Genomic DNA, 24,977 nt, shown 5'->3' with positions numbered 1-24,977 from the left:
TAACAGACTGTAACACTAGCCTCATTGGGTTTACAACTAGCTTTCAACCATTACAATTAATCAAATAATTCCATAGCGCCTAGGTGAGATATTTCATCTAGGTTCTTCAAACGTATATGCAATATCAACTGTTCCATCAGGATGAATTACAATTTCTTCAATTAACGTTTGAAAAACATCCAACAAATCTTGATTTTGATTCTTCAATTCTTCAAACGCTTCTTTAATCGTTTTTATATTTGTTTGTACGGTTTCAGCTTTATTTATAAGAAACAATTCGTTTGTTGTTTTCACCACGACTTCCTCAATCTCTTTTCGTTTCTTTTCAAATTCGTTCTTTTTAATTAAGCCATCTAAATACAATTCCAATAGATTCTTTGTACGTTGTTCATTTTGCTTTAATATCTGCTTTAACTTCTTCTCTTTCCTAACTTGTTCATTCTCCACATTCGGTCTAAGGTTCAGCAAAACAGATTCTCCCTTCTTCATTAGCAAGTTAAGGATAAACTCTCGAAAATCTCCATACTGAATAGGTATATGGTTCACACAACCATGCCGTCCTGCACGTCGATATTGAGAACACTTCAAATATTTCCACTCTGTCCGTTCTCCATTTTTCTTCTTTCGGTGCGATTGAACAATAACCATATTCGAACCACATTCTGAACATTTTGCCAAATAGCGAAATTCATTCCAAGGTGTAATGCGTACTTTTCTCGATTGAGCTTGTTCCCTGTTAGCTTCATCCCATATTTCTTTATCAACAATAGCAGGATGATGGTCCTCAAAAATTAACCACTTCTCTGGCGGATTTCTAATTTGCTTCTTTTTCCCTCCAACTTTCACATTCGTATATTGATTTAAAATAAACATCCCTTTATAAATCGTATTACGAATTAACCTCTGTACGGACGTAAGCTGCCACACATTATTATTTTTCGGCTTAATACCTAGATTATTTAGCTCATTTGAAATCTTCTTAAATCCCCATCCATCGTTGTACCATTTATAAATTTGACGAACAACCTGAGCTTCTTCATCTTTAATTACCAATTTTTGCTCAACACGGTCATACCCATACGGTACTTTTCCAATATGCTCTCCGCGCCTTACCTTCGCTGCTAAGGCAGCACTGATACTAGAAGATAATGTTCGACTATATTGAGCGGAAAACAATGACCATAACTCAAATGCCATGTCATTTTTCCCTGCTTTATTCGAATCATATCCTTCTTCAACTGAAATAATCCGAACACCATGCGCCAAAAAAACTTCTCGTATTTCAAGTGAATCTTTTAAATCACGAGCTAATCGAGAAATGGATTTAAAGATAACCGTATCAATTTTCTTTTGCTTTGCTTTTTCTAATATCAATTGTATGGCAGGACGGTCAATAAACAACGTTCCACTAATCCCTTCGTCTTTATATACACAACTTTCATCCCAAATAAATCCGTTTCTTTCTAACCAATTTCTACATATATCCACTTGGTTCTCAACAGAAGACACTTGCTCATCTCGGTCTGTAGATACCCGAACATATACTGCATAAAGTTGCAATGCTATCACCTTCTTTGTTGAACTGTATTTCTATGAAGCTAGCTACATGCAACATTTTCTACGTATCCATCATCCTTTCACTCTCTTCATTTGAGTGTAGTATGTGGAATATTTAACCTTTTATTCTCAAATAAAAACATTTTGTTCTTATTCATGAATAAAATCACAAAAATAACCAACAATAAAGATAATGACCAAACAAAGGAGGCTCTTTTATGCACTGGGTTTCAAGAATTCCATTACAACATCATCCAAAGTACGCTGATATTAGATACCTTTCAGCTCAATTTCAATTACACCCTTTATTAACACAACACCTATACAATCAAGGATTTTCTAACTTTGAGAAACTAGATGCTTTAATTTATCCAAAACTAACAAACATGTATAATCCTTTTCTTATGGATGAAATGAAGCCTGCTGTGACACGTACCTTACAAGCTATCTATCGAAAAGAAAGCATTCATATTTTTGGAGACTATGATTGCGATGGCATTACAGCTGCAACTATTCTCTATTTGGCATTGCAAGAACTCGGCGCAAATGTTACCACTCAGCTTCCCCTTCGCTCGGAAGGTTACGGACTATCAGTGAATACTGTTGAGCAATTACCTAAAAACGTCTCTTTAATCATCACTGTAGATAATGGTTCAAGCGCTCACGATGCATTACGAGCTGCAAAAGAAAAAGGAGTTGATGTCATTGTCACTGACCATCATGAAGTATTAAATGACCGACCCGATTGTTTAGCATTTCTAAATCCAAAACGCAAGGACAACACCTATCCGTTTCCTAATCTTTGCGGAGCAGGGGTTGCTTTAAAACTAGTACAAGCAATCTATATCACCTTGAATAGAGATTGGATTAAAGAAACAGAACAGTTTTTAGATATTGTTACGCTAGGAACTATCGCAGATATGATGCCATTAAAAGATGAAAATCGAGTTTTTTGCTATTATGGACTTCGAAAACTACAACAACAACCGCGGAAAGCTTTTCGAATATTACTGGATACACTAAAAACAAAAAATATCGATAGTTCGACGATTGGATTTTTGATTGGGCCCATTTTTAATGCATGCGGTCGTATTGGTGACCCAAACCTTGCCGCATCGATTCTTCAATGTACTGAAGCAACCACACAGCAAATTAAAGAACTTATCTCTTTAAATGAAAAACGAAAAACAATTACAATCGAACACTTTAAGTCCGCAATAGAAATTATTCAAAATGAACGCCTTTATTTATCCCCTGTTATTGTTGTAAAAGGTGATTTTCATAAAGGTATTATCGGAATTCTCGCTTCACGTATTGTGAATCATTACAAAAAGCCAGCAATCGTTATCGCAAATGATGGAACAGGTTCGGCTAGGAGTTTACAAAGTAGTGGTTTTTCTATTATTGAATGTATTACAGCATGCGGAGAGTATTTAAAGAAATTCGGCGGACACACAATGGCTGCTGGATTTTCCATCACTCCAGACGACAACCAAATTGAACTATTTCGTTATGCTATTCAATTAGCCGCCATGAAACAAAAAGTATCTATACCCGTTAACTGGTATGTTGGAGCCATACCTATTGAGTCTTTTCCTATAACCATGTTTCATGATTTACACACTCTAGAACCCTTTGGAATGGGCATGCCAAAACCTGTATTTTGTAGTAAGAATACAAATTTATGTTCATACTCGGTATTTGGTAAAGAAAAAGAGCACGTACAGATGCATATAAAACAACATGTGGCATATGGCTTTTCAAAATCCGCTTACTTTTCCAATTGGAACCATAGCACTTCTATTGATATGCTTTATACACCATATTGCTATCAAGAAAGAAACTTCATGGTACAAGACTGCGTCATAGTTTAAAAGCAATTTTGTTCTGTAATTATATGCAAGGAATTTAATACTTCTTAATCCTATTTTTAAAAAGTTGAGCATAAAAATAAAAAGGACATCATACTGATGCCTTTTTTATTTTTACGACCGCTTATTCACTCGTAATTTCAGGAAAAAAGCCATATCTACCATAATTAATATCTTTCGTAAATTCTATATAATGAATTTTTTCTTTCACTTCGTCACTAGGTTCTTTATTTTCAAGAACGATAACTTGCATATTATCGGATAAAGACACTAAATCTTCGAAAAACGCATTTTGAATATCTCCCTTGACATCTTCTACAGACTTTTTACCTTTATATGTAGTTAACGGCGAATCAAGAACAACAAATCCTGGATGAGGTTTAGCATTACTTTTACAGAACCGCATTAAAGAAATTGCAAAAGCACTGTAAATAATAGCTCGATATCCTTTTCCATAGTCCTCAGTTGCTTTAGAATCAACATAAAAAATACCGTCCTTAAAGGTCACATCGGTATTCACAGAAAATTTCCAATCCTTCAAAGTAGTTGACACAAATTCACAAAAATCATTATACAAACTTAATATCGTGCCTTCATTCTCTTCTTTTTCTTTTACTTTAGGCGTAGTTTTTGTGTGAAGTTTAGTTTCTATTAATGATTTTTCATTATTTAATCCCTCTATTTTCAACTGAATCAAATTATACCTTGTTAATAATTCTTTTTCTTGAATATAAACATTCAACAATTCCTTTAAATTTGTTTCCTGAGGCTCTAAGAATTCTTTTATCCTACTATTTATTTTATTATACTCTACTTGATTTTCTTCGATTGTGCTAAGTAATTCACTGTATTCAATTTTTGATTGTTCAATTGTTGAATTCAAATCTAATAATTGTCGTTTTATTTTATTTATTTCAGCTTCTATCGAAACAAATACCTCTTCTACAGGATTATCGAATGTACAATGACTGTCAAGACATTTGCCACTGTCCAAATTCCTACCGCAATATGGACATAAAGAAACATTCAATTGAGAAAGGTAATGATTTCCCTCAATAATAAAATTCAATCTTTTTAAATCAACATCATAATGTTCTTTTAAAAGCTTGAATCTCTTCACTAATTCTAAAACAGCAATACTTTTCGACTTATCTTTTTCTATTTCATTCCATAATTCTCTTCTAATACTAGTTTGATTTTTAATTTCCTCATTTACCCTTTCAATCTCCAATTCAATATCTGCCATTTTATTAGCTACTATAAACTCATTGCCCCCCCCTTCTCTTGTTAACTCCAACTCTAACAGTTCAATTTCTTCTTTATTTATCAATCGTTCTAACAGCTCTATTTGCCCCTCTAATTTCTTTATCGATAAGCCGCTGGTATTTGAAGCATCCTTGTCCTTACTATCATCAAATTCAGATATAAGCAATTTGAATATAGATTTCTCTACAGTTGCCGAAGTATATTGACCAGATAAAATAGGGGATTGCTTTTTTATTATTTTATCTTCACTTATAGCTATGTACATCGATAAATCTCTAAAGCTCAAAGTACGAGTTTCACCTTTTTGATTTTTTCTAACATAACTAGGATGCTTATAACTGGATTTATCAAGTAAAAAAGCAGATAAATTATCTTTCTTATCCTTATCATGTTTACAGCTCAAGATACTTACAGAACTCTCTTGTATTGACTCACTAGAGCCTTGGTAAACCTCAACCTCTTCTTTTCCAAAATCTCTTTTAAGAGTATAGATTTCTCCAGTATACAATATGAGCTCCATTAAAATAGAAGAATATCCTACAGCTATTTTTTTAGGCTTAGCTGTTGAACCCAACATGTAATTGATACATTCAAAAATATAGGATTTCCCTATATCAGATGGTCCAGATATGACATTTAATCCCTTCTTAAAATCTACAGAAGCGCTTTCCACACCATTGCCAATCACAATAAGCTTACGTATATAAAAGCCTATTTCACTCACTGAAAATCCCCCTTACTAGTGATTCTTTAGTAAATTCACTACCCCATTTAGGTATATTTCTTTTTATATATAAATTTAATTCCTCATCTGAAAGATGTTTAAATCTTTGAACCACCACTTTAGTAAGTTCAATCAAATCCAATGCATATTCAGATTCCAAATAATTAATAAAAAACGAGCTCAACGGATTAGATTTATAAAAGATACCACAACTTGTATACTCTACATCTAAGAGCTCTCTTGAATACATTAAATCTATCCCCTCTTGCATAACTTTCCTTTTAATAACAAGTTCACCAGAACGGTGGGGGACAGATGGATGTAGACTTTCAATCCTTTCATCAAAATCATTACCATGTGTTATAAGATAGTCATAAATAATTAATCTATTCAAATCAATCGGTTCTTGTGATAATTCATCTAGTATTATTAAAGCCCTTAATCCCATTTCCATAGAAGTGTTAAAAATTTTTATATTTCTATTAGAATAAAATTTATTCATCATCTATCACCCATGTTATTTCTTCCTCTAAATATTTTTCTTCATTTGCTAAATGATGACATATACCACTCTTATCCTTCACATTAATAATATCGCTAAAAATATTATCTGAACTAATAACAATGCTCATTGCTTTATCCGTTACTGCTTTAACCCTTGAAAAACCATCTTCATGATTAGAATACACAGTATCAATAATTCCATGATAAACCTGGTCTTTCACCTCATCAAACGCATTTATTCCTTCTGGAATGGTATCTCTTTCAAAAACTTTCAATGCTTCTGCCTGATAAAAACAAATTCTTTGTCTATTAAAATGACCCATTAAAGTCCTATATTGCTTTAAATCATCAATACTATCTATTTTCTTTTTTTTATGATGCGCATAAGCATTAAATAATTTTTTAACATAAAGTAATTCTTCTTGTTTAATTTCATCAGGTGCTTTACTTGGACGGCTAGGCAATTTTTTAAGCCCTCCACCAAATCTAAATGGGAAATAAATAGTCTGCTGATACTGGGAAATTAATTCGCCAGGATTAATGGTATCAACAATTGAAAAATCAAAGTTTTCAACATATATTTTGAAATCTCCTGTTAAGGGTACCTCTTCTACTTTTGTAATTTTTTTTAAACATTTGTCATCCCATTCTTTAATTAGTTCAGTCCTCAAAGTATCTGGCTTACTTATAAAATCAAACAATTTACCTCCTACTCCATGAGGGGAAACGAAGTAATACCTTCTCGGAATGGTATATACTCCTTTATATGTGTAGTAACAAAGCTTTCCAAATTCAACCCACATTTCTGCAGGAGTGAGAGGAGCATTATAATGCTTACATTGATAATTATCCCAAACTGCATCTTTATCTTTAGAATACTTCTCATAAGCAATAACATCTCTTCCCTTATCACCAGCCCCTGCTACACGTACTACTTTTTCATGCTTTTTATTGAGATAACCCCACAACCATTCTTCTACTAGTTCTTCAAATTCACTTGGAGAAATAATTTTCAACCTATCAATCGGAGGAATATAGGCCCCCGTTAATAATTGATGATTCGAAACTTTTTTATTATACTGCGGTTCTACAACTTCAATTAATTTCTCACTAACAATATCATTCATAGCCAGTCACCCTTGGTAATTTATTACCATAATCATAACATAGAATAATTTTTAAATACCAAATTATTAGAATAAACTACGAATGACTCCTAATATTTCATCAATAATCCGAAGGGATTTATCAACCCCATAGCGAAATATCTGCTTTAAGCACAAACAAAAAGGAGGGAAATAATATATTAAGAAACATAGGTGAAAAAATAAGGGAGCTTCGTATTCAAAAAGGATTTGGTTTAAACGAATTCGCTAAGGTTTTAGATATATCACCAAGCTACTTAAGCCAATTAGAAACAGGAAAAACGGAGAATATTAACTTTACATTACTTCAAAGGTTACAAGAAGAACTTGCTTTACTCCCACTTAACTTTGAGACAAATGATGAAACCTCTTCTCGCCTCAATCGAGCGATACAACAAATAAAACTCCTCCAAGAAATCGATGCAGAAGCTGCCGAGTTCCTTATACATAATTTAGAAACATCTATAGATTGGTTTATGCACAAAAAACTACGATAAAAAAGCGGATTAAGAAACATCCGCTTTTTTGTCTACATCCAATTTGATTTTATCAGCTAAATCTAAAATTTCTATATCCCCATCATTTTCTTCATCATCCCATATCGGAAATAAATCATTCTCTAGTTTCACTTCTCCATTTTGCATCATAGGTAAAAAAGCAAGTTCAAAATATTGCTCCATTAATCCCTTCCTATTCTCCGCCTTAATCACTATCTCTTGGTTGTTTACTACTATTTTATGCTCTAATTTCTTTTCAGTTTCATTAAACAACTCTCCATCACGGAACAGACCAGCCTCATTATAAAAGAGCGAATAACACTTTTTAGCTTCTTCTTTAAATCTTTTGTTCATATTTCCTTTCAACTTCCCAAGTTCTGGACGAGGATTCCAACAATCTTTCCTTAAAAACGCAATAAACTCTTCTTCTGATTTCTTACCATGCCTTCCTAAATTCCCCTCTTTATTTATTGTAGAACTCACTACACTCACTTGGCTGTTTAACTCCTCCATAACATCATTAGTTATTTCATTTTTTATCTGCTCGATTTTTATATCTACCAACTTTTTAAGTTCCTTATCTTCACTAACTTCGTTTTTCCCTTTCTCTACAATCCCCTTTAATTCTTGCATCTGCAGCTCAAGTTCCGAAAGCATCTCAAGGATTGTCCCTAATTCATTAGAGTTAGTTTCCCATAAAGCTTTCTCTTCCATTTCTTCCTCAGGAGCCTCAATTAAAGTAACCAACTCTGGTTCACTTCGGTTGATTATTAACGTAATCCCCAGCGGAATCTTATCATTAACTTGATGATAAACCTTTAAAATATCTAAAAATCCTGGCCGCTCTTCTTCAATAAACGACTTTAAATCTTCTTCCTTAATAGTGTATCCCTCTTGTTTAAACGGGGAACCTGTTGCAATAATTTTCCCCTCTCGTATCCATTTTCGCAAAGTTTGAACAGAATCCGTAATATAGCAGTCTTTAAGAATTTTCAAAGCTTCTTCCGTATTAAATGTTCGCCCCATCATTATCCTCCCTAGAAAGTTAGTCCTGCTGTGATTATATGAAACAAACCTTGATAAATTACTTTGGACTGCCATTGAATTCAAAAAAATCCTATAACAACATTAATTAATCAACATTCCTTATATAACATTGACGAAGCAATATTGATTAATTAACGAACAAATAACCGACAAACTATCGACAGTGGAACGAAAAACCGACAAAAGCAAGTGCACGTATTGTCTAAATATTCATAATTAACACCAATAAGCTGAGACCTTATGCCACGTAAGGTCTCAGCTGTATCAAGGACTTTATCAGTCGGTTATTTGCTACAATCTCTATAGAGATTGTAGCAAATAACCGACACTAAACAGGAACTTGTACAAATCACCGACACAATAAGGATATCTAAAAAATAAAATACCATTTTCCCTAGTGAAATAAACTACTATTTATTTCGTTTTGTCGAATAGAATATTTACGTATAATAAAAAAATCCCAACCGAACTATATTCAAATTAATTGTTTTCTATATGTACAAACCATTTCCAATTTTAATTTCATTTAATTTAACTTTATTTCTTTTTTCCCCTTTAAATTTTTGATTAAAAAGGAAAAATCATTATTTATGTTATGCAAATCCAGCCAAAAAAGAAGAAAGATTCTCCCCCCCTTCAGAATCTTTCTTCTTTAAATTTCACATTATCATTTTAACAATATTAATTTCAACATTTTACTTTTTTCATTTACATAGTTTGTTACATTCGTAGATAATTATTAAACGGTAAGTTAAAAACAAACTCATTTGGAAGCAAAGTGGAAGCAAACGTTTTCCCATTTTTTCATTCATAATATTTTCAAGCTTTTCAATAAACACATTCCAAATGATAAACAAAAGGGGCGATTCTATTGAAAAAGTTACTACTTTTGATTGGTTTTATGAGTCTATTTACTGTTCTAACTGGTTGCAGCGATGACAGTTCTTACAGACTATCACAAGAAGAAAGAGAAGCAGAAGAATTAGAAAAAAAGAAAGAAGAAGAGGAAGCACAAAAACGCAAAGCAGAATGGGAACAAATGGAGAAACAAAAAGAATGGGAAAAAGAGAATACGGATGAAATCTGTTACCGTGTTGGTCGCTATTCGAAAAATGGTAAAACTGTGGATTCAGGTATGTATACCCTATCTCCTGAATCAGGTAGCAAATTAAAAATGCATGATTTAGAAAACAGAGGTTTTAATAAAGAACTGGATAGTAAATTTTTAGTGGTTGAAAGTAGCTTCTTCCAAGGCTTTCCTCCAAGCAGCCAATTCGATATTTATTGTGTGGTATGGAAAAAAGGAAGTCGCAGTGAAGCTATAAGAGTCGACATTGGTCATCACGATATAAGTCGTGGATGGTAGTTGTAAGTAAATATTTAAAAGAGAAAAGGAAGCTAATCACCTACTATATATATAGATGGTTAACTTCCTTTTACTTCCGTATGTAGATAAAATTCTACATTACTTCCTCAAAGCAGACACTCTTTCTGCAACCTCCATAAAGAATGTGTGTGTTTTTAATTGCACATTATCATTTTAACAATATTAATTTCAACATTTCATTTTTTTCATTTACGTAGTGTGTTACATTTGTAGATAATTATTAAACGGTAAGTTAAAAACAAACTCAAATTTAGCCGTATCGTTCTCATCAATGACATATTTACATTCTTTCACAACCATTAATACGATTGAACGTTTATCCGCATGGTCTTCAAACTTTTTTGAAAGCAAAGTAGAATCAAATGTTTTCCCATTTTCTTCATTCATAATATTTTCAAGCTTTTCAATCGTAAAAGTTAACCGTTTTATTTCTCCCTTTAATTGTGAAATTTGTTCTTCGATTTGCTGTTTTGTCACAATCAACGCTATCCATAGGTCATTTTCACATTCAATAAATTCTTTCTCTCCAATGTCCATATCCTTATTGATTTTCTGAAGTTCCAACTTCAATTTTTTTAACAACTCCAGTTTTTGAGTATACATAATATCTTTATCGTTCTTTGCGACCTGCATTGTATCTAGTTCCTTCAGCAAAAGTTGCTTCATTTCCTCCTGAAACAACCTATGACTTTTATCACATAACCATTCCCAATATTTATCAAATTCTTCATCCACTTTAGTAGCACGCACTTTTCTTTTACACTGACTAATATACCATCTATCGCCTCTTCCTTTGCTACGTTGGTCTTTTGTACGAAAATATGCTCCATTGCATATAGAACACATACATCTCAAAATCCCTTTAAAATAAAATGATGTATTCACAAACTTTGGAGCACTCGACTTTAATTTATTGTATTTATGCCAGCATCGTTCCCATTGCTCTTTGGGAATGGGAGAATTCATGATAATACTTGTCTCCTCGACTTCCTTCCATTCCTTTCTCTCCTTAAATGCATACCCTCCTACTGAATTAAAGCGATGGTAAGCATACACCCCCATATAAATCGGGTTCGTCACAATATACTTTACCTTGTTCGCTGTCCATTTCTTTTTTTCTTTATGTTTAGATTCATATCCGCCATATACTTTATTTAGTTTCTTTGCGACACTATTAAACGTTCCACTTGTGCTGTACCAATCAAAAATTTCCTGTACAATTTTCATTTCTGGTTCTACAGCAACCAAAATTTTCTCATCCCCTGACTCTTCTACAACAAAACCATACGGAACTACACCTCCTCGCCATCTCCCATTTTTCATTTTTTCTTTTAACGAGTGGCGAATACGAGCCGACATATTATCAGTTTCAAGTTTACTTAACCCTACTTCAATAATATTTCGAATAATATCATCAGCAGTATACAGTTGATTTTTTGAAGCAATAATAACAGGAATATTTAATTGTTGAAATAATTTACGGAGAACATCATGTTCTTTAGGTTGACGAGAGAGTCTGTCATAATCCGATACAACAATAGCATCAATATCCTCTTCTTTTACGGCTTGTAGTAACTCCTTTAGCTGGGGGCGTTTTGAAAAAGACTTTTTTGTGGCAGACATAGTATCTTTAAAATCCTGTATCTCAACGTTCTCAACATTTTTTAAATACTGTGAAATGACTTCGTTTTGACGTGTGTGTTCTTGATGCTCTTTTGAGACACGCTGATATATCCCAATTTTTTTTGCATTAAGTAGCCGTTCCTCGATGTTCATCTCTTTTTGAGACACTCAATTTCCTCCTCTTTATTTTTTTATCATACTTTTAAACTCAATTCCTATTTTGTAATCCTTATTTAGTAAGATTCGTTTGACAAAAAAACGTATCAATTCTTTCTGTTTGTAATTGGACAATGATTGTAGCGTTGGAATTGGTAACATTTTATTTAATGCTATTTTAATTTTTTCACAGTTTATCTCTAACTTCACCCTTGTTGCCTTTAACTGACCATAACATTTCTTATATTCGTCGACATATGTTTTAAGAATTTCTTCTTCTTTTGTTCTATGTTGTGAAGGTTTTTCTATTCGCAAACTCGTGACTTGCTGCAACTTCTTCTGAGAATTTTCTAAATCAATTTCATACTGCCTGACCCTCTCTGTTAACGGCATAATAAGTTCTTTTGTTACATAAGCAGTAATTTCATCCTTACGCTCTGCTACATGCGTCACCATTCGAGAATGAACTGTTTTTATAATCTCGTTATCCAACAATTCTACTTTTATCCGTAAACATTGGTTGTGCTTAGAACAATGATAATATCCATTCTTAACCAGAACTGGTTTGCTACATATTTTACAAAACAATAGACCTTCTAATTTTGGTTTCACCGTCACTACTTCTTTTTGAATGAATACATCTTTCATTTGTTTCAACTTCTCATTCGCTTTGCTCCAAAGAGCATCATCTACTGCTATTAATCGCTCGTTCACTTTTTTGCTTCTTATTAACACGCCTTCATAGTTCGCTGTCACCCAACCTTTGTGTAGCTCTTTCGGAATAAATTCAGCTAAATCGATACCTTCAAATATTTCTCCTCTTTGTCTAAGCCTTTGATTTGCCACTTTAATCGTTTCGAAATCTCCCTCCACAAAATACTCATATATGTCATGGATTACCTTTCTGCTTTTTTCCGTAATTGCTAATTTCTTTTCTGTCTTTTCTTTCTCTTGACCTATCTCCACCTCAACTTGCACTTCTTCAAAGTGATAAAATTTAGGCTTACGTCCACCTGACCATTCCCCTACGTGAACTTTTGCAATCCGAGCTTGAATAAGCCTTTGAGTGATATTATTACCTTCATGTTCTGATATAGCTCCAAATAATAATTCAATAAAATCACCAACAACCCCATCAAACATTTGCGGTTCATTATCACTTGAAAAATACATAGAAACATCATGGATTCTTAACAGCTCCACAAACTCTATATATTGGTCTGCCCGCCTAGAAATACGGTCACGCTTAAAAACAATAACTCGTTCGATAAAACCACTTCTAATTTCGTTCATTAAACGCCACATCTCTTTTCGTTCCTCTAGCTCGGAACTTCGCGCAGACACCTCTCCTTCATTAAATACCTCATGAATCATCCATCCTTGCTTCCTTGCATATTCTTTACACGTATTAATTTGATAAGAAATGGAAGTCTTTTGCTTCTTTTCACTTAGTGACCTACGAACATATATCACCGTTTTTTTCATGCTGCGCGACATCCTCCATCAATTGATGTAGCTCTTTCTTAACCAAGCTAAAATAGTACGCTTTCCATTGCTCCTCAAATTCCTTATCGTACACATATTGAATTGATTCAATCTGCAACTCTTCTTGCTCTTTCAATAAAATCACCCTTTCATCTCCATTAGCATTATTTACCATAAAAAGGGATTTTATTCTTAAATAAAAATATTTCGTTCACAAATAAAAACAAATATTAAGAAATTCCTATATATACAATGTATGAGGCTACACTTGTAGGACAACACTGGAAGTCCACATTATTAAAACGGCAAACCGTTTGCTTGAAAACAAAAGAAAAAGAAAAGACACCCAAATTGAATTGGATGTCTTCATAAAATCATTTCACTTGTTCTTGTAGAATTTCTTTTAACAGTTCAATTGCATTTTCTTCGCTTGGGTCATTTGTTCCAAGTTCACCTCGGAAGGCTTTGGAGAAAATGGATTGTTTTATATCACTAATTTTTCCTTCTAAAGATAACAAAATATTAATTTCTTTTTCCAGTCCCAATAATTTCTCTAGTTCATTTACAATAACATCGACTTCATCTAATGGAGGAATTGGAATTAACAGATTTTGTACTCTAGACTTATTATAGGCAGGTTGATTACTACCAGCACTATTTTGGCGATTCTTCATATATTGCGACATTAGCCAATGATACACGTAAAAACTATTGATTTTCGTTTCCGAAACCCAAATAGAGGCAATGTTTTGGTTATGAAAAGCATCTATATTTAGTAATGCAACTTGTCCTCTTGTTTTCCCTTCCCCAATCATTCCAAATAATATTGACCCTTTCGGGGCTAATTTTAATTTACGTTCTTTAACTGCTAAATCCGTAACGCATTCCCTAGATTCATTTATATTGTTGAATTGTACTTCTCCTGAACTTAACCAAGGATATTGACCTTCCCAATATGCTTCATTCTTTCTACTCGGTGTAGTTCCAACTTGAACATGAAACAAGTCACCTATTCTTGACCACTTCCATCCAAATGGTAAACTATAAGGTTCTAAAACGTCACCATCTCCCTTAAAGTTGGTAATATTTTTTAAAGATGAAAGATAATCAAATACACCATCTGTTTTACTGTTCTCTCTTCTCCATTTCCTCGTCAATTCCCCACGAAACGCCTTATCCAAAATAGCTGCTCGACGAAGCTCAAACGTTTCCTTCGCTTCCTCAATTAACTGCTTTGCTTCTTCAATTTTATTTAAAAGACGCTCCGCCTTCTCAACAATACGTTTTTGTTCATTTAATGGTGGTAGAGGAAATGACAAAACATCCATACTCTTTGGTGAAACCCTAGGTAGATTTATTCCATTACTATTTTCATTGGCATACTGCAAAACATGAGGTAAATCAAGATACATATTCAACAACTTATTAGTCAGTATATTTTTATTACGATATACAAGTATATCAGTTGATGCTACACCTTCAAAATCTACGTGAGCATGCTTATTTAGATACGGACGTAATTTTCCGTACAATACATCATTTGTTTTAAAAACGACTTTTTTACTTTTCACACCCTCTGTATTACCTACCTCTAAAATCCCTCCTCCTTTATTTAAATGCTCTAAACCAATGTATTTTTCATTCCCCGTAGGTTGTATCTGTTCCTTTCCTGGTTCAAATACAGAACCCAATTTCGTCCAAATCCAATTCACTGGCACCACATACGGTTGTTCTTCTTCTGATATTAATGCTTCTTCTACCAATTCCTCGATGGTCTGTTTTTTCTTACTCATTGCGTGACCACCTCATCCTCTTCCACTGCTCGCAACTCTTCCACAACTTCATTCAATAAGTCCATCGCTTGTTGAAGTTTTGAAATCACTTCTTCTGCGGAGTCAATTGGGTCTGGTAAATTTTCATATACAGATAACGATTCATCTGCAATTAATCCTATATCTAAACGGTCATCTTTTTTTGCAATTTCTTCTCGTGCAAATACGTTCCAACGCTCATCTTCTACTTTTGAACGGTCCTCTGCCTGATATGCTTTAATAAAACCTTCAAAATGTGCCTCTGTTAAAGGATTCCTTTTACCGAATGAAGGCATATTTGTACGTAGGTCATATACCCATACTTTCTTCGTGTTATCTTGGTCTGTTTTTTCTCTTGTAAAGAATAAAACATTCGTTTTAACACCTGGTGCATAGAAAATACCCGTCGGCAGACGTAAAATAGTATGCAAATTACACTTATTCATCAAATCACGACGAATTTGTACACCAACACCATCATCAGATAAAACATTATCGGGTAAAACAGCCGCCGCACGTGCTTCTCCATTATCTTTCAATGCATTATAAATTAACTGTAAGAAGTTTAACTGTTTGTTTGACGTTTCAAATGTTAAATCGTCACGAGTTGCGCGTTCTCCACCTCTTTTTGTACCAAACGGAGGATTTGTTAAAATAACATCAAAATTCTTCATCCATTTTCCGTTGCTCGATAAACTATCTCCTTGCTCTAGGCGCCCTTCCATATCATGTAATAAAGCGTTCATTAATGCAAGACGATGTGTCTCTTTTACGAGCTCCATTCCTGTAAAAGCCTCTTTCTTCTGGAACTCTACCTCTTGTGGGTCTAAATCAAAATAATCATCTGTTTTATTCTTTAAATATCGGTCTGCTGCAATCATAAAACCAAATGTTCCTGCAGCAGGGTCACTACAACGCTCGCCAGGCCTCGGTTCTATTAATTGAACCATAACATCAATTAGTACACGAGGGGTGAAGTATTGTCCTGCTCCTGATTTTTGTTCACTTGAGTTTTTCTCTAATAAGCCCTCATATAGATTTCCTAAACCTTCTTCTTTAGCATTGTACCAATCAAGTGCATCAATAGATTTGATAATTTTTTCTAGATTTTTTGGTTCCGCAATACTCGTTGTAGCATCACTATAAATTTGACTAAGTTTTTCATTGGAGCTATTTCCTAGGTCAAGTAATAAACGCTGATAAAATTTTTTCAAATCTGTACCTTCTTGCTCTAATAAATCATCCCAGCGATATTCTTCTGGGATAACCCCTTCAGTTCCTTGTTCCTTCATCATTTTTAAGAACAGCAAATATGTTAACTCTGTTACGTATTGTTGATATGTAATCCCGTCATCACGTAGTACATTACATAAATTCCATAACTTTTGAACGATTTCTTGGTTGTTCATTTTATTTTCACCTTCCGACCAAATTATAAAATGTAGCTATCCCATCATATCAAAAAATAGCACGCTGTTTCACGTGCTATTTTTTAGACACTACTTCAATAAGAAAATAATAAATAGTAAAAAATTAACTAAAACAGCATTTTAAATTTTATACTCTTTAAAGACATAGTATTTTCATAAATTCTAGATTCATTTAGCATTTCATCAATATACTTAATACCAATGTATTTTAAGTGTTCACCTTCAATAAATAAGTCTGTAACTTGAACATCGTTTTCATATTTTGTAATTTGTGTCTTTACTTTCGTCTTAACATTTACAGCAAATATATTACCTCCTACGGAAACCGTCCCTTGACCATATCCAATAATAACCAATATATGGTCATTATCATACCAAATTACATTCTTAGGAATATAGGAATTTTCAGGTTCAACTATTACTTCTTGTGTACCATCCTCTAAATTTACTAAATATACACTTCCAAACACTTCCCATTCCAGCGGAGAAATGTAAACGGCTTTTGTATTGTCAGGTGATAAAACTGGCTCGGTAGGTGCGTTATCTGCTAAAATTTCTATTTTCTCGTTTGGGTACACTAATTGTACTGTTTCAGTTTTAGAATCAAATCTGATATTAAACATTATTCATCCCCCTCTTTCTTAAGAGTTCCGTAATATAGCACATTAACTAAATCAGGGTTTTCATGGCACATCTCTTCAATTTCAGCTAATGTAATGATACGATGCTTAGCCCCCTGTAAATACTGCTTAGCAATATTATGTATATTGTCAATAAAATTTGATGTTGGATTAAGAGTAATCGCCAGAACCCAAAAATCAGGTTTATGTTGGGAGGCAGTGATTAAGTCGTTCGATATTTCTGTTATGTTAGGAGCGCTTTTTCTCTTTTTACATTGAACAATCCATTTCCGTTCATAACCTAATTTAAATGGAAGTTCCTCATAAGTAAATGCTACTATATCTCTCCCCTTATCACTTCCACCTTCTCCATGCCATTCTCTGTTCTTAAAATTATATCTCCCCATTGTATAGTACATAAAAAGTTCAAAGTTCTTCCCTGTTACTTCTTCCCATTTTATCAAATTACTAAACCTCCCTTTCCTCACTGTACCACTTCTTGTGTGGATTCAAACATTTTAATCAATTAATTTTACGTAATTGGCTTAAAATATTCTCCTCAACTAACATACAAATTCTCGTTTATTGTATAGACAATGTTGTCAATAAGCTCTCCAAACTCCCTTTTCAACAAATTGTATCCACCATGACTGCGAAATGGTTCTTCTGAAAATGCATCTTCTGGTGTCGGTGCAAGAACGGGTACCTGAAGTAGCTGTTTTTCAATACGCTCTAGCCATTTCTTCTGCCTTGGCGTCCAATTATGAAGTGAATATACTTTCTGCATAGCTTGCTTAATTCGAGATTCATGGTCAACAAGCGCCTCACCTAAAGCTGCTTGACGAATGAAGCTAATAATATCCGCTGCAATCTCTTCGTTTTTTGTTTGTTTCCACGCTGTTTGTAAGTGAGATTGCTTAAAGCCTTTTGTTTCTAAAATTGTTATTAACTCTCGTAAATCTTGTCTTGTTAAATCTTTTGGTCTTGTACACACAAGATGGAGTGCAGGAATTTCATTTATGTTTTCTTGGATAAACCGCACGAATCCATCTAAATAATCTTCAGGACGACTATTTCCTTCTCCGTAGCCCCGAATAACATCTGTTACCGCATCTTCTTCACTAGAAATATATCGCTTTTCTCCCTTTGTTCGATACATTTCCATATATTCAAACAACATTGTTTGTTGTTTTGCATCTTGCGGTGTGTAAGATTGCATATCTTTTGCCCACTCATCGACACTTTTTCCATTTGAAAGTTCTTCAAACTTTTGTTTTCCTTCTTCATCTAGACGTTGCTTACGACGCTGAATTTTGGCAACTAATTGGTCTCGATAAAAAGTTGCTTCTTCTTCTGTCTCAGAGTTTATCAACGCATTCTGCAGTTCTCCGATACTGTAATTTTGTTTTTTTACAACGGGCTTCATTTCTGTATAACTTTGAAGCTTGTCATAAATACCAACCACATCATAAATGTTAAAATGTGTTTTTCCAATATCAGGACAAAGACGTGTTGCACGACCAAGCATTTGGTCATATAAAATACGAGATTGTACACGTCGTAAAAATACTAAGTTTGTAATGGATGGAACATCAATACCTGTTGTTAATAAATCTACTGTTACCACTACATTTGGCAATCGTTCATTTTTAAAACGTTTAATTGCATCCAATGGTTTGTAAATAGAGCCTGTAATTTTAACAATCGCATCATCTTCTACTTCATCCCCAAACTCTTGGAATGCTTCTTTTAATAAACGTACTATTAAATCCGCGTGTTGGTCTGTTGCTGCAAAGATAAGCGTCTTTTCTTTCCCAGTTGGGTCAATGTATTCTGCAAGCTTTGTTAATACAGCTCGGTTAAACGGTTCTGTAATCACTCGTCTATTAAATTGCTCAACTTCAAAATGAACGGTATCTTCCATTTTTTCTAATTGAACTTCACCATTATCAACGTCATACACTTCTACTTCCGTATCTTTTTCAAAAGTAATCCCTGCTTTTGAAAGCTCTGTTTGAAATAAATACGGCGGTTCATGGTCCACTAAATATCCATCTAAAACAGCTTCACTATAGGAATACTTAAAAATCGGCATCCCAAAGATTTCAGTTGTATGAAGTGCTGGTGTTGCTGTAAGCCCTAAACATGCTGCATCAAAATAATCGATAACACGACGATATTGGCTAATATAATCGTTTTGGTCACGGAACTGCAACTCGTCTTCTGACATTTCACGGTCACTCGTATATCCACGGTGAGCTTCATCCACGATAATAAAGTCATATTGCCCAACAGACGGAAGCTGTTCGTTATCATTATAGAACAACCTTCTAACCATTCCTTGCACGGTTGCAATATGTACTTTTGTTTCAATTTCTGGTGCCATATCTTCCAATGACTTTACATCATATATATCAGCAAATGAATACCCTTCAATTTTTGTATCCTTTAAAGCATCTTCTGTTTGTCTCCCCAAAGAACTACGGTCTACTAAAAACAGAATACGACGACACTTCTTCGATTTAATTAAGCGATACATGAGTGCAATAGCTGTACGAGTTTTCCCAGTACCTGTTGCCATTGCAATTAACATTCGCCGTTGTCCTTCCTTCAATCCAGCTTCAGCCGCAAGAACTGCACTTTGTTGATAGTGACGCAAACCAAACTTTGTAATTTTCTCTTCCGCTAGTCGTTTGTTTGCATCTTGGTCATCCTGGCTAAGAAGAAGTAGTAAATCATCAGGTGAATGCCAACCTTCTAGTGGACGAGCATGTTGTAATGGTTTTCGTGAATCCCAAAACCATATCCCTGATTCTTCTTGAAGCTGTCTTAAATATGGACGTCCATTTGTTGCATATAAAAACGGAACCTTGTATTCACCAGTTGTTGGTATAATAACCTCATCCTCATGCTGAATCACATGTTTTGCATATGTTTTCGTTTGACTTTCTAGCGCGCCAGGAATGGTTTTTTTCTCCGCTTTTGCTTCGATAAAGCCAACAAGCTTTAATCCAATAAACAGTGCATAATCAACTCTGCCACCATCAACCTTCCATTCAGCTATTGCCCTGTTACGATTTTTTTCTGGAAGCGTACCATTTTTATGATGGTTAAGCGTTGTCGTATCCGCTTCCCACCCTGCAGAGCGTAGTTTTTCATCAATGATTGTACGCGTTTCTGCTTCTGTTAATTGATGACGACGAATAAAGTTTTTAGATATCTTTTTACGCTCGACTTTTACATCTGTTGATTCATCTTCAGCTTGTTTACGAGCTTTTTCTAGCTCTTCTTCAAGCTTTTTGAATTTCTCTTCATATTCTTGTTGGAGTTTTATAGAATCAATCGCTTCTTCCTGTTCTGGCTCTATATACTCTGGTTCTTGAAAATCCCAATCACCATACACTTCCATAAACCAAACAGACAAACGAAATGCTAAACGCACCAATAGCTTTGCTTCTTCCGTCTTACCATAACCCGCTTCATGTACAGCATGATTCCCTTTACGACGAAGCGTCTCAAACATATCAATTAACTCAGGCTCTAATAAACCTTCTCTACGCAAAGTATTAATACGGTCTACTTGCGTTGTACCAAATACTTCTCGAATATTTTCAGATGCTAAAATAAACTTCGTCAGTGTCTCTCCAAACAAACGAAGCTTCATTAATGTTGTATGTGGGTCATGATATACGTTTCTCTCCGCTGTCTCTCCCAAGTTAGCAAGTACATCCCATTTCCCGCAAAAAAATGAAAAGTTGCTAGTCATATTTATCACCACTTTAATAGTATTAAATTAATTATACATTTTAATATAATAAAAAACATATAGTGGTTAATAAAACTATTTTAAATAAAATCTCTTATAAAATAATACAGCAAATGCTGTATTATTTTGTTGCTACTTTCCTTATTCCTAAAAATTACGATTCCCATATTTCTAAATGTTCTTCCGTAATAAACTCGGAGACATGTGCTCTAATAAATTCACCAGAACTTGTTTGAAATCTACGAGAGCTACTAACAAGAATAATTCCTTTTTTTGCACGGGTAACTGCAACATAGTGTAAATTCAAAGAATCCATAAGTTCTTCATCGTTTCCTTGTATTACCCACCCGCCAGAAGGAATTATAGTTTGGTATAAATCCAAATGTAGTACAAAATCGAATTCTAACCCCTTTGATTTATGAATATTCATCAACTGAATTTCATCTTTTTTTGCAGGGATAAACCCTTCTAGATTACGAGGATTAGAAAAAATCTCTTGTATATTTTGTATCGTTTGTTCTAAACTTTCTGCATTAGGATGTAGATACTCTGAAATTTGTCTAAAAGTCCCCTCAATTCCTTCTATATCTTGATGTTCACCTTCTTGATATGCCTGCACCAATCTTTTAAACTCCTGAATCATTTTCTTTAACTGCCTTATAAAACCAAAGTTTCTCAGAGAATCCGCTCCAAACTGGTTTTCTACAAAAGAAGTGACAGATTGTTTTTGGTCGAAGGACATACAAAGCAAATGGTATAGTGTCTTTCCAGTTGGTGTGTGGTCCTCATCCAAGGGTGTCTTTCTATAAAATTTATATGGAACCTCTAACCCTTGCATAAACAAGCCCAAAGTAATGTCTTTTCTGGCAAGTATTCCTATCTCGACATTATTTTCTATACCAAAGGTTTGCTTTATCAAATCAATATTCTCATTAAACCATCTCCCAATATCAACCTCATTACCTTCCACAAAATGATAAAAAACCTTATTTTCTTCTGGGATTTCAATCTCATATCCTAATAATCTTTGTGCATAGCAATTAATTGATGGGTGAGAGCGATGATTCTCACTCATCGGAAGGGTCGTAAAATTAGGATGATTGAACAACTCTCTTAAGTACATTGGACTCCTTTCTAAGAATCTATATAAAAATTGATTCTGGTCTCCCACAGCCCAACTTATCACACCCGCGTCAGCTATACGTTTAAATAATTGATATTGCTCATATCCAGAATCTTGAAATTCATCAATTAATAAATGTGTATAACGAGAACTTATGTATCTTCGACATACAGAAGAGCTAAGAAATATAAGATTCGCTATACCAGGAACAAGCCGTAAATCAAGAAATCCAGCTTGATACCTCTCTTTCAAGAAAATCATGTGCTCTTCCTCTAACTCTAAGATGGGACTTATTGTTTGTTGACTTAACTCTTCCAAAGATACGTGCTCATATCTTTGAATAAGTGATGTAACGGCTTGAGAAATATTTTCAACTTCATGTCTTGTTTCATCTGTCAAAGGAGTTTTCGTAACGACTAGATGTTCACTAGGAAATCCAAAGTATCGCTTTCCAAATGGAATGATAATATTGGATATATAAAAAGAATCTATTGTTCCAAAGAAAGAATGCTTAGTATTTTTACAAAGCTTATATGTTTTACTCGCTAGTTCACTACTTGCTTTATTAGTAAAAGATATAGCTGCAATACCTTGATATATTTTACCTCTCTCAAGAATCTGTTTAATTTTATGTGACAGTATGGTTGTTTTTCCACTACCAGGTCCTGCTGCAATTACACAATTCCCTTCATGTCTTAGGATTGCACTTTGCTCGTCTGTAGGATTAAAATTACCATTTATTGAGCTGTCTTCCTCTATATTAAACTGGTTCACCACTCCGTAGTCCCCCTATAATTTTTTCACACTCTAATAAAGGTTCAGCAATCGGACAATCCCTAAGTGTACTCAAACATTCTCTATGTTGTTTTACAAAATGATACATAAAGGTTGATTTTTTATCCTTCATTTCTTCGAGGGCATCTTGATATGTATGTTCTTCAGTTAGACTAAAGTATTCATAAATACATTGCTTAACGCCATGAGATTGATACAATAAATCTTCTTCCAAACCTATCTGAGCTATAAACACCTTAAATTCCTGAAAATCATCATGTACTAATTCATATACTGTTTTTCTATGGTCATCACATGGATTAGGAAGTGCTGTTAGTTTATCTTCCAAGGCTAAACACAATCTTTCTACAATCTCATTTCTACTAAAATTATTTATTTCATTAATAACCTTAATCGCCTTTATACATCGCTGCACACCAGCAAGTCTATATGTTGGATTTCGAGGGATTTTAAAATAATCATTATCTGTACGAATTACACACGGAATTCCAAGCTCCTGAAATAAACGAATATAGCGTTCAAAACCAACACCTTCAACAGATAAGATACTAATATTCAATTTATCTAAATCTACACCTATCTGTCCTGCGAGCGCTTTATAAAATATAACCTCCGAAGAACCTTCTACCAATAATACACAGTCACTAAAGTATACTTCTGTGGAAAAGACATTAAGACGAAACTCTAATTCATCTACTCTCTCTGCAATCTCACGTGAAGCCCCTTTACTTGCAACAACAGTTGATTTATCAGTTTGAGAATACAAACGAATAATAGAATCTGACATAAAATCTGTTGCAATAAAAGGAGAGTGCGATGTGAGTATAACCTGAGAATCAAATTTATGAACTAGATATTCCGACAGCTTTCTTTGTTGATGAGGATGAAGATTAGATTCGGGCTCTTCTATACAAAGAATAGAAACCTCATCTGGCTGTCCATCTTGTTTTTGAATCTTATTCATTGCTGCCCACAAGGCAATAAAGGCTTGATTCTTTCTACCATCTCCTCCGACTTGAATAGGGATTTCATTTACAAACGATAAAAGTTTTAATCGTCTAAATAGTTCACTCTCATTCGGCACGTCAACGCCTAGCTTCATTTCCTGAAAATTATGATGCTCTGCTAGTTGCTTTAGTTCCTCATTAATCTTATTACCAGCACTTTGTATGTAAGAAAGGCTGTCTAATTCACCTTGGATTTCGTCTCTTAATGAATTTACACGTAACCATTGTGAATCATCGCCACTTTCTTCTTCAGGGCTTCTATTACTCATAAGCATCTCTAATAATTTTGTTTTTTGATTTCTTAAAAAAGCATCTACTTGTCTTGTAGCACTTACATATTTTAAATTCAATACTTTAAGATAATGCCTTCCAGGTATCTCTTCTAAAGAGTCCAGAGTATATCCAGCTTTAAATTTATAATCTTTCTTACCACCAATCCCATCTCTTATTGCTTCATAAGACAGAAACATTGTTTGACTTTCTTCATTAATATACTCAGCTAATTTAGAGTAGATACAATCTTCTATGATATCAGTGAACTCAAGGGTAATCTCAAAAGAATTACATTCATTAAATGCACAAAAATCTTCATCTTTTGGAACTAAATCTGCTTCTGATAAATTTTTGTCCAATAAAATGCGCAAAGCGTCCATTAAATTGGTTTTTCCTACATCGTTTGCTCCAATAACTAAACTTTTTTTACTAAATGAAATTTCTACATCAGTTAGATTTCTAAATTTTTTAATAATAGCCCTTTTCAGTATCATTATCCTTCTCCTTCTCCTTCTTCTTCTATTTTATTTAATTTTATCAAAATTTAAGATGAAACAGAGGGACTTTTGGATAATTTTGTCGACAAAATTACAAATCAGCAAAACCAGAATATTCACCATGTCTTTTTTAATTCTAACAAACATAATTATTCTAGAATTCCACAAAATAAAAACTCCTTTCCCATCAAATGTGAAAGAAGTAACTCTGGATTATTACACTATTCAATGCTTTTTACTTTTTAAAATACAACTCCAAAACTTTCAGAAAAGCTTCCTCTATTTTCATCGCTCCATATGTCTCTTTTCCTAATTTTAACGGGGAGTCCAATTTACTCATGATGTATCACCTCAATGTCACTATATGCAGCTAACATTGAGGGACTGCCCTCT

Annotated in this window: 18 protein-coding genes; 3 read left to right on the top strand and 15 right to left on the bottom strand. The window is 33.9% G+C overall.

Going from position 1 to position 24,977, the window contains the following annotated elements; genetic code table 11:
* Positions 1-93: 93 nt before the first annotated feature.
* Positions 94-1,560, bottom strand: a complete 1,467-nt coding sequence (locus tag FS742_RS11105; protein ID WP_144612349.1) for a recombinase family protein — start codon at positions 1,558-1,560, stop codon at positions 94-96.
* Between the two features lie 215 nt (positions 1,561-1,775).
* On the opposite strand from FS742_RS11105, the gene recJ reads away from it, so the two are divergent.
* Positions 1,776-3,431: a single-stranded-DNA-specific exonuclease RecJ gene (gene recJ / locus FS742_RS11100; protein WP_144612348.1), complete on the top strand. Its 1,656-nt coding sequence runs from the start codon at positions 1,776-1,778 to the stop codon at positions 3,429-3,431.
* Between the two features lie 121 nt (positions 3,432-3,552).
* Here recJ and FS742_RS11095 read toward each other — a convergent pair whose 3' ends face one another.
* From FS742_RS11095 to FS742_RS11085, 3 genes are read right to left on the bottom strand one after another with little or no spacing between them, the layout of a single operon-like run.
* The gene (locus tag FS742_RS11095) at positions 3,553-5,418 is read right to left on the bottom strand and encodes an AAA family ATPase (RefSeq protein ID WP_144612347.1); all 1,866 of its coding nucleotides are present in this window, start codon (positions 5,416-5,418) and stop codon (positions 3,553-3,555) included.
* On the bottom strand, positions 5,411-5,920 hold the full coding sequence (locus tag FS742_RS11090; RefSeq protein WP_144612346.1) for an ABC-three component system middle component 2: 510 nt from the start codon (positions 5,918-5,920) through the stop codon (positions 5,411-5,413). The genes FS742_RS11095 and FS742_RS11090 overlap by 8 nt, the downstream gene beginning before the upstream one ends.
* Positions 5,913-7,049 (bottom strand): ABC-three component system protein, encoded by a 1,137-nt coding sequence (locus tag FS742_RS11085; RefSeq protein WP_144612345.1) that lies wholly within the window; start codon positions 7,047-7,049, stop codon positions 5,913-5,915. Before FS742_RS11085 ends, FS742_RS11090 begins: the two co-directional genes overlap by 8 nt.
* A 116-nt stretch (positions 7,050-7,165) precedes the next feature.
* On the opposite strand from FS742_RS11085, the gene FS742_RS28265 reads away from it, so the two are divergent.
* A complete protein-coding gene (locus FS742_RS28265) occupies positions 7,166-7,564 on the top strand; it encodes a helix-turn-helix domain-containing protein (protein WP_144612920.1) in 399 nt (132 codons plus the stop codon).
* A gap of 9 nt (positions 7,565-7,573) precedes the next feature.
* Here the strand turns inward: FS742_RS28265 and FS742_RS11075 are convergent, their stop codons facing one another.
* Complete coding sequence (locus FS742_RS11075) at positions 7,574-8,665, bottom strand: helix-turn-helix domain-containing protein (RefSeq protein ID WP_144612344.1); 1,092 nt, start codon at positions 8,663-8,665, stop codon at positions 7,574-7,576.
* Between the two features lie 817 nt (positions 8,666-9,482).
* Between FS742_RS11075 and FS742_RS11070 the strand changes: the two genes are divergently transcribed.
* Positions 9,483-9,977: a hypothetical protein gene (locus FS742_RS11070; RefSeq protein ID WP_144612343.1), complete on the top strand. Its 495-nt coding sequence runs from the start codon at positions 9,483-9,485 to the stop codon at positions 9,975-9,977.
* 222 nt (positions 9,978-10,199) lie between these two features.
* On the opposite strand, the gene FS742_RS11065 is transcribed toward FS742_RS11070, so the two are convergent.
* The 10 genes from FS742_RS11065 to FS742_RS11025 form a co-directional block, all read right to left on the bottom strand.
* Positions 10,200-11,789, bottom strand: coding sequence for a recombinase family protein (locus tag FS742_RS11065; protein WP_144612342.1), 1,590 nt, complete (start codon positions 11,787-11,789; stop codon positions 10,200-10,202).
* 15 nt (positions 11,790-11,804) lie between these two features.
* A complete protein-coding gene (locus FS742_RS11060; RefSeq protein ID WP_186327168.1) occupies positions 11,805-13,262 on the bottom strand; it encodes a recombinase family protein in 1,458 nt (485 codons plus the stop codon).
* Complete coding sequence (locus tag FS742_RS27560) at positions 13,234-13,407, bottom strand: hypothetical protein (protein ID WP_222124843.1); 174 nt, start codon at positions 13,405-13,407, stop codon at positions 13,234-13,236. Before FS742_RS27560 ends, FS742_RS11060 begins: the two co-directional genes overlap by 29 nt.
* 229 nt (positions 13,408-13,636) lie before the next feature.
* Positions 13,637-15,055: a restriction endonuclease subunit S gene (locus FS742_RS11055; RefSeq protein WP_144612340.1), complete on the bottom strand. Its 1,419-nt coding sequence runs from the start codon at positions 15,053-15,055 to the stop codon at positions 13,637-13,639.
* On the bottom strand, positions 15,052-16,482 hold the full coding sequence (locus tag FS742_RS11050) for a class I SAM-dependent DNA methyltransferase (RefSeq protein ID WP_144612339.1): 1,431 nt from the start codon (positions 16,480-16,482) through the stop codon (positions 15,052-15,054). The genes FS742_RS11055 and FS742_RS11050 overlap by 4 nt, the downstream gene beginning before the upstream one ends.
* A gap of 128 nt (positions 16,483-16,610) precedes the next feature.
* A complete protein-coding gene (locus tag FS742_RS11045) occupies positions 16,611-17,126 on the bottom strand; it encodes a DUF4652 domain-containing protein (RefSeq protein WP_144612338.1) in 516 nt (171 codons plus the stop codon).
* Positions 17,126-17,587: a restriction endonuclease gene (locus tag FS742_RS11040; RefSeq protein ID WP_260869653.1), complete on the bottom strand. Its 462-nt coding sequence runs from the start codon at positions 17,585-17,587 to the stop codon at positions 17,126-17,128. Before FS742_RS11040 ends, FS742_RS11045 begins: the two co-directional genes overlap by 1 nt.
* 95 nt (positions 17,588-17,682) lie before the next feature.
* Positions 17,683-20,889 carry a type I restriction-modification system endonuclease gene (gene hsdR, locus FS742_RS11035; RefSeq protein ID WP_144612337.1) on the bottom strand — a complete coding sequence of 1,069 codons (3,207 nt, stop codon included), beginning with the start codon at positions 20,887-20,889 and terminating at the stop codon, positions 17,683-17,685.
* 154 nt (positions 20,890-21,043) lie between these two features.
* Positions 21,044-22,789, bottom strand: a complete 1,746-nt coding sequence (locus FS742_RS11030) for a UvrD-helicase domain-containing protein (RefSeq protein WP_144612336.1) — start codon at positions 22,787-22,789, stop codon at positions 21,044-21,046.
* Positions 22,773-24,581, bottom strand: coding sequence for an ATP-dependent nuclease (locus tag FS742_RS11025; RefSeq protein WP_144612335.1), 1,809 nt, complete (start codon positions 24,579-24,581; stop codon positions 22,773-22,775). Before FS742_RS11025 ends, FS742_RS11030 begins: the two co-directional genes overlap by 17 nt.
* Between the last annotated feature and the right edge of the window lie 396 nt (positions 24,582-24,977).

The sequence above is a fragment of the Bacillus cereus genome (assembly GCF_007678085.1).
Lineage (GTDB): Bacteria > Bacillota > Bacilli > Bacillales > Bacillaceae_G > Bacillus_A > Bacillus_A cereus_BE.
This window is presented reverse-complemented; position numbering and strand designations above follow the sequence as displayed.